Source organism: Kitasatospora sp. NPDC002551 (genome assembly GCF_040296005.1).
Lineage (GTDB): Bacteria > Actinomycetota > Actinomycetes > Streptomycetales > Streptomycetaceae > Kitasatospora.
The window spans coordinates 21,087-27,281 of the sequence record NZ_JBEOWI010000082.1 but is presented as its reverse complement, the minus strand read 5'-3'; the positions used below and the strand labels follow the sequence as shown (position 1 = coordinate 27,281).

The 6,195-nt window shown below is 76.2% G+C and carries 7 protein-coding genes; 3 read left to right on the top strand and 4 right to left on the bottom strand.

Features of this window, described 5'->3' with window-relative positions; translation table 11 throughout:
- Positions 1-29: 29 nt before the first annotated feature.
- A complete protein-coding gene (locus ABT093_RS37595; RefSeq protein WP_350571972.1) occupies positions 30-545 on the bottom strand; it encodes a hypothetical protein in 516 nt (171 codons plus the stop codon).
- 324 nt (positions 546-869) lie between these two features.
- On the opposite strand from ABT093_RS37595, the gene ABT093_RS37590 reads away from it, so the two are divergent.
- Genes ABT093_RS37590 through ABT093_RS37580 form a run of 3 tightly spaced genes read left to right on the top strand, consistent with a single transcriptional unit; the run spans position 870 to position 3,487 of the window.
- Entirely contained in the window at positions 870-2,525 is a 1,656-nt protein-coding gene (locus tag ABT093_RS37590; protein WP_350571971.1) for a hypothetical protein, read from the top strand.
- Positions 2,522-3,166 (top strand): PhzF family phenazine biosynthesis protein, encoded by a 645-nt coding sequence (locus tag ABT093_RS37585; RefSeq protein ID WP_350571970.1) that lies wholly within the window; start codon positions 2,522-2,524, stop codon positions 3,164-3,166. Before ABT093_RS37590 ends, ABT093_RS37585 begins: the two co-directional genes overlap by 4 nt.
- A gap of 6 nt (positions 3,167-3,172) precedes the next feature.
- On the top strand, positions 3,173-3,487 hold the full coding sequence (locus ABT093_RS37580; RefSeq protein WP_350571969.1) for a ribosomal protein L7/L12: 315 nt from the start codon (positions 3,173-3,175) through the stop codon (positions 3,485-3,487).
- Here the strand turns inward: ABT093_RS37580 and ABT093_RS37575 are convergent.
- From ABT093_RS37575 to ABT093_RS37565, 3 genes are all read right to left on the bottom strand, one after another.
- On the bottom strand, positions 3,450-4,043 hold the full coding sequence (locus ABT093_RS37575) for a VanZ family protein (RefSeq protein ID WP_350571968.1): 594 nt from the start codon (positions 4,041-4,043) through the stop codon (positions 3,450-3,452). The genes ABT093_RS37580 and ABT093_RS37575 overlap by 38 nt on opposite strands.
- Before the next feature lie 178 nt (positions 4,044-4,221).
- On the bottom strand, positions 4,222-4,623 hold the full coding sequence (locus ABT093_RS37570; RefSeq protein ID WP_350571967.1) for a hypothetical protein: 402 nt from the start codon (positions 4,621-4,623) through the stop codon (positions 4,222-4,224).
- On the bottom strand, positions 4,620-6,134 hold the full coding sequence (locus ABT093_RS37565) for an ATP-binding protein (protein ID WP_350571966.1): 1,515 nt from the start codon (positions 6,132-6,134) through the stop codon (positions 4,620-4,622). The genes ABT093_RS37570 and ABT093_RS37565 overlap by 4 nt, the downstream gene beginning before the upstream one ends.
- Positions 6,135-6,195 lie beyond the last annotated feature (61 nt).

Genomic DNA, 6,195 nt, shown 5'->3' with positions numbered 1-6,195 from the left:
CGCCCGGAGGCGGACGGGCGGACGGGTGCTCAGCCCTGCTGCGGGCCCTGCGGCGCCTGCGGAGCCTGGTACGCCTGCGGGTACGCCTGCGGCTGGTACGGCGACGGCTGCGCCTGCGGGTACGCCTGCCCCTGCGGAGCCTGGTACCCCTGCGGCTGGTACGGCGAGGCCTGCGGCACCGGGGCACCCTGCCCGTACGGGGCGGCCGGCTGCGGCTGGTACGGCGAGCCGGCCGGCACCGGCGGCGCGACCGGCGCGGCCGGTTCCTGGGAGCGCGTGACCAGCGCCTTCACCGCGTTGGCTATCAGCGCCACCGGCAGGATGAACGCCTTGAAGAACAGCGTGTACGTGCCGCCCTCGAAGACGAACGCGAGGTAGTACGCGTAGCCGGTGAAGCCCAGGCCGACGAGCACGTTGAGGATGCGCCAGCCGATCTTCAGCCCGCCGAGGTTGACGGCGCCGAGGACCAGCAGCGCGAGGCCGCTGATCGCGAGCAGCACGACGTACCAGGAGAAGAGCGGCTCGGCGTCGAAGTCGAGGTTCACGAGTTTTCCCTGTGGTTCTGGTGAATGAGCGGGCACGCACGGGGCGGCCGGTGGGGACGAGAGCGCACAGTACTGGAGCCCGCCGACATCCGTCCGCACGATTTCGTCACGGTGTCATCGCCGAATCCGCCCGGCGAACCTCCCTCCCACCCCTTGAAAACTCCTCAGGAAGCGTCCGCGCGTTCGGATATGATGCCGCCGTCGCTGGTGGTTGGGGGGCGAAGCAGCGACCCGGGTGAGAGTCCCGGAGCGGCCCCCCACCTCGGCGAGCCGCCTGCTGCCGGGTTCGTCGGGTTCGCCCGCCTTTATTCCGTGAGGTCTCCCTTGCGTACTCAGCACCGCAGATCCCTGGCCCTCGCCGCTGCCGCGACCCTGGTCTCGGGCGTGGCCCTGACCGCGGCCGCCCCCGGCGCTTCCGCGCTGCCGCGCTCCGGGGGGACCACCGGGACGGTGCGGCCGGCCGTGGACCAGGGCACCCCGGGGCCGGGCGGCGGCCCGCAGGCCCCGCGCGGCCCGGTGACGGTCAGCCTCGCCGGCTTCCCCGGCACCCTCACGGCCGGCGGGCCCGCCGCCGAGTTCACCGCCACCCTGCGCAACTCCGCCGACCACGCGGTCGACGTCACCACCGGCTTCACCGTGGCCAACGTCGACTCCGGCGTCCGCGAGACCCAGCTCCGGCTGGACCACCAGGCCCCCGGCGGCGGCGCGTGGAAGGCCGCCGCGCTCAACCAGGGCGCCCGCGTCGGCGCCACCTGGAACCTGGACACCTTCGCCACCCGGCTGAGCCTGCCCGCCGGCGCCTCGGCGACCTACCGGCTGCGGCTCGCCGTCACCGCCGACGCGCCCGCCGGACGGGCCACCGGCGGGTTCACCGCGGTGGTCTCCGACCCGACCCTGCCGCCCGAGAGCCGCACCTCCGAGGCGCTCAGCCCGCACCAGGAGTTCACCACCGTCGCCGCCGGCCCCACCGTCGCGCCGACGTCCGCCCCCGCGCCCGGCGTGCCCTACCTCGGCCTGGACGCGGTGCCCGGCTCCTTCACCGCCGGCGGCGAGGCCAGGCCGTTCCGGCTGACGCTCACCAACCGCAGCGGCAAGGACGTCGCCTTCCTGCCCGAACTCACCCTCCGGGGTGCGGCGCTGCCCGCGGCCGGGGCGGCCGGGCTGGACTTCCAGGCCCCCGACGGCCAGTGGTCGGCGGCCGTGCCCGACGCCGGCCGGACCGCGCCCGGCGCGCTCACCCTCGTGCTGCGCACCCCGGACCAGGAGGCCTCCCCGGTCCGGCTGCGCGACGGCGAGTCCCGCACGCTCAACGTGCGGCTGGCGTTCGGCCAGGACGTCCCGGCGGGCGTCGTGTCGGTGCAGTTCGCCGGGAGCAGCCTGCCCCTCGGCGGGGGCGGCGCGGCGGTGCCGGCCACCAGCTCGGCGGTCGACGTGACCGTGGCCGCCGCCGCGCAGGTCACGCCGAGCGCCGCACCGAGCACGTCGGCCGCGGACGGCGGCGCCACGACTCCTCCCGCCGAGCCGTCGGCCACCGCGCCGAGCGCGACCGGCAGCGGCGGCCCGGCGGTCGGCCTCGCGGCGATCGTCCCGACCGCGCCGGAGCCGAGCGGCACGGCGGGAGCCGTCCCCGCGGCGCAGACCACGCAGACGCCGGAGGGCGGGCCCGTCGCCCCGGTGCCGGCCGTCACCGTGACCGTGGCGGCCCCGGCGCCGTCCGTCGACCTCGCCTCCACCGGCGGCTCCTCCAGCAACGCCCCGATGGCGATCACCGGCGCCACCTCGATCGCGATGGGCATCGGCACGCTGGTGGTGGCCCACCGCCGGCAGAAGGCCCGCCCGGCCCCGGCCGTACCGCCCCGCCCGGCCGGAGGCCCGGTCCCGGGTGCCGGCCCGGGCCCGGTGGCCCGCCCGGGGGCGAACCCCGCTCCGCGGCCCGCCCGCGGTCCGGCGCCGCGGCCGAAGGGGGCGAGCGAGGGATGACCGGCCACGAGGTGTTGCGCGTGTTCTGCGGCCCGGACGGCGCGCACGGCAACGCGCTGGGCGTCGTCCGGGACGGTGCCGCCGTCCCCGGCGAGGCCGGCCGGCAGGCGATCGCCCGGGAACTCGGCTTCAGCGAGACGGTGTTCGTCGACGACCCGGAGCTCGGTGCCATCGACATCTACACCCCCGGCCTGCGCCTGCCCTTCGCCGGCCACCCGTGCGTCGGCGCCGCCTGGCTGCTCGGCGTGGACCGACTGGTCACCCCGGCCGGCGTGGTCGGCGTCCGCCGCGACGGGGAGTTCACCCGGATCGCGGCGCCCGCCGCCTGGGCCCCGCCGCGCACCCTGCGCCGGCACGCGACGCCCGCCGAGGTGGACGGCCTGGCGGTGCCGCCGCCGGGTGAGTGGATCTACGCCTGGGCCTGGCAGGACGAGCCGGCGGGCACCGTCCGCGCCCGGGCCTTCCCCGGCCGGGACGACGGCATCGACGAGGACGAGGCCACCGGAGCCGCTGCCATCCTGCTGACCGCCGAACTGGGCCGCCCTCTGACGATCACCCAGGGGCGCGGCTCGCAGCTCGTCACGGGCCTCACGGCCGACGGCCTGGTCGAGGTGGGCGGCCGGGTGCGCCGCGCGGGCTGAGGGGCCGTGGAGGACACCGAGGCCGACGTCGTCGTCACCTCTGTCGGGGAGCGCCGGATCGAGGTGGTCCGTGCCCTCACCAGGCTCACCGCACTGAGCCTCTGGCGCAGCGGACGGGTACTGGCGCACGTGCCGATGACCGTCTTCCGGCACCAGCTGGAGCCGGCCAGGCGGGCGGCCGACCGGTTGCGCGAGGCCGGTGCCGCCGTGGAGCTGTGGTGCGTGGAGTGCGACCGACGCGGGCCGGAACGGGGTGAGTCGCTGGACCCGGGGCCGTGCGCGCTCAACCCCTGCCTGACGTGCCCGGCGAGCCGAGGCTGAGGAAGGGCTCGACGGCGGGGGCCGAGGGCTTCGGTGCCGCCGGTGCCTGGGCCGCCTGGGCCGTCACAGACGCCGGGGCCTTCGCCGGGGCCTTGGGGGCCGTGGCGCGGCGCAGCAGGAAGGACCGGCCGGCCGGGACCAGGGCGAGGTGGGTGGCCGCGACGCCGACGACGGCGAGCAGGATGTGGTCCACGTTGAGCACATGGCCCGGGGTCCAGGAGGAGAGGAACTCCAGCGCGGTGGCCAGCAGCGCCGAGGCGCCGGCGGTGCGCAGGAAGGACGGCAGCCAGCGGGTGGTCAGGCGGCCGCCGGCGAGCGGGAGGAGGAGGCCGAGCGGGGAGAGCAGCAGCAGTTCGCCGAGCAGTTGGCCCGCGGTCGAGGAGCGGAGCGAGGCCAGTGGTGTCAGGTTGGCGTCGTAGACCCAGGCCACTGGCAGTGGTCTCAGCACCATCCAGCCCACCAGCAGCAGGTGGACGGTGAGGCCGATCAGACCCACCACCCGCAGTGGACGCTGGGAACGCTGGACGGCCGTCGCCCGTCCGGTCTCGGTCCGCACGCCGGCACGCTCCTCGCGTGGCCTGGTGCCATCTCGCTGCACGGGGGGTAGGACGTGCACCGGCGGCGTGACGGTTCCCTGCCCGGTGTGAACTTCCCGTCGCGCGCCGGGGGTCCGGCAGGGACCGCGGGGGAGCCGCCCGGTGAACCCGGCGGCCCCGGCCCGGCGGCTCCCCGGCTCAGCGGCAGGGCGGCGTGGTGGGGGCGGTGGGCGAGGGCAGCGCGCCGAACACGTTGTCCGCCGGGGCCGTCGGCGACACCACGACGGGCGACGGCGACGGCGAGAGCGAGGGCCGCGACGACGGCGCCGCGGACGCCGCGCCGGCCCGCGCCGGAGCGGCCTGCGCCGAGGGCTGGGCGGCCGCGCCCGCGCCTCCGCCGGTCCCGGCGGTCCCGGCGGCCGGGGACGGCGCGCTCGGTGCCGTGGGTATCCGCGCCACCGTAGGACAGGCGGTCCGGCTGGCCGGCGCGCCCGCGTCCACCGGGACGGCGGTCGGGCGGATGCCGCAGCCGGCGGCCAGCGCGGCCAGCCCCAGCAGTGCGGCGGCGGCGAACGGCTGCCGTCGGCGGAGACGGTTCACTGGGCACTCTCCTGGGAGGCGGTGTCGGCCGGCGGCGCGGGCGGCGGCGTCCGCGGCAGGGTCAGCGTGAACACCGCGCCGCTCTCGCCGTTCGCGGCGGTGATGGTCCCGCCGTGGATCTGCGCGTTGGCCATCGCGATGGACAGGCCGAGGCCGCTGCCCTCCGAGCGCGCCCGCCCCTTGTCGGCCTTGTAGAAGCGGTCGAAGACGTGCGGCAGCACGTCCTCCGGGATGCCCGGACCGCTGTCCGACACCTCGACGACCACGCTGTCCCCGTCCTCGCGCACCCGCACCCGCACCGGCGAGCCGCCGTGCTTGAGCGCGTTGCCGATGAGGTTGGCGAAGACGACGTCCAGCCGGCGCGGGTCGACCACCGCCCGCACCCCGCGCGGCGCGTCCACCTCCACCGCGTCGTACCAGGCCCGGCCGTCGATGCAGGACATGATCAGGTCCGCGATGTCCACCTCGTCGGCGACCAGCTTGGCCGTGCCGGCGTCGAAGCGGGTCACCTCCATGAGGTTCTCCACCAGGTCGGACAGCCGGCGGGTCTCGCTGACCACCAGCCGCACCGCCGGCTCGATCATCGGGTCCAGCGACTCCGCCTCGTCCTCCAGGATGTCCGTGACGGCGGTCATCGCGGTCAGCGGGGTGCGCAGCTCGTGCGACATGTCGGCGACGAACCGCCGGCTCTGCGCCTCGCGCGCGCTCAGCTCCTCGACCTGCTCGTGCAGTGACTCCGCGGTCCGGTTGAAGGTCCGCGCCAGGTCGGCGAGTTCGTCCGAGCCCTCGACCTCGAGCCGGGTGTCCAGATGGCCCTCGCCGAGCCGGCGGGCCGCGTCGCCGAGCCGCCGCACCGGCCGCAGGACCGTCGCCGAGGCCGCCTGCGCGAGCAGCGCCGAGCCGATCAGCGCCAGCAGCGTGGCGATCGCCAGCGACCAGCCGAGCGTGTTGAGGTCGGCCCGCTCGTTCTCCAGCGACTTGAACATGTACGCGGTCGGCCCGGTCGGCACCACCTTGGTGCCGCCGATCACGAACGGCCGGCCGTCGAGGTTCTGCCGCTGCCAGTACAGGTGGTAGGTGTACGGGTTGGACTCGGTGATCTCGCGCGGCTTGCCCACCTGGGTCTGCAGCGGCGTCGGCACGTTGGCGAGCGTGTACTGCGTGGGGCTGGAGGAGGCGATGCAGTCCGGCAGCGCCGGGTCCGTCACCACCACGTCGTAGCTGAGCCCGGAGCTGGCGACGGTGCTCGCCAGCGCGTTCAGGTCCTCGCAGGTCGCGCTCAGCGGCAGGCTCGACACGTTGCGGCTGAGCGAGACCCGGAAGTCGTTGAGCGCGGTGTCCTGCGCGCGCTTGAGCACCGCGTCGCGGTTGAGCCAGTACGCGATGCCGGAGGCCGAGACGGCGGTGAGCAGGGCGACCGCGGCGAACACCGCGATCAGCCGCACGCGCAGCGAGCGCAGCCGCCGCCACGGGCCGGAGGAGAACCGGGCCGTCGTCTGATGGTCAGTCACAGGAGCCTGTCGTTGCGGAAGGTCAGCGCGCGCGGCGGGATATCGCCGGCGCCGGACGGAG

Bases quoted from the DNA above. Each gene is read 5' to 3' on its own strand.
- ABT093_RS37585 (WP_350571970.1), top strand. From the start codon at position 2,522: ATGACCGGCCACGAGGTGTTGCGCGTGTTCTGCGGCCCGGACGGCGCG.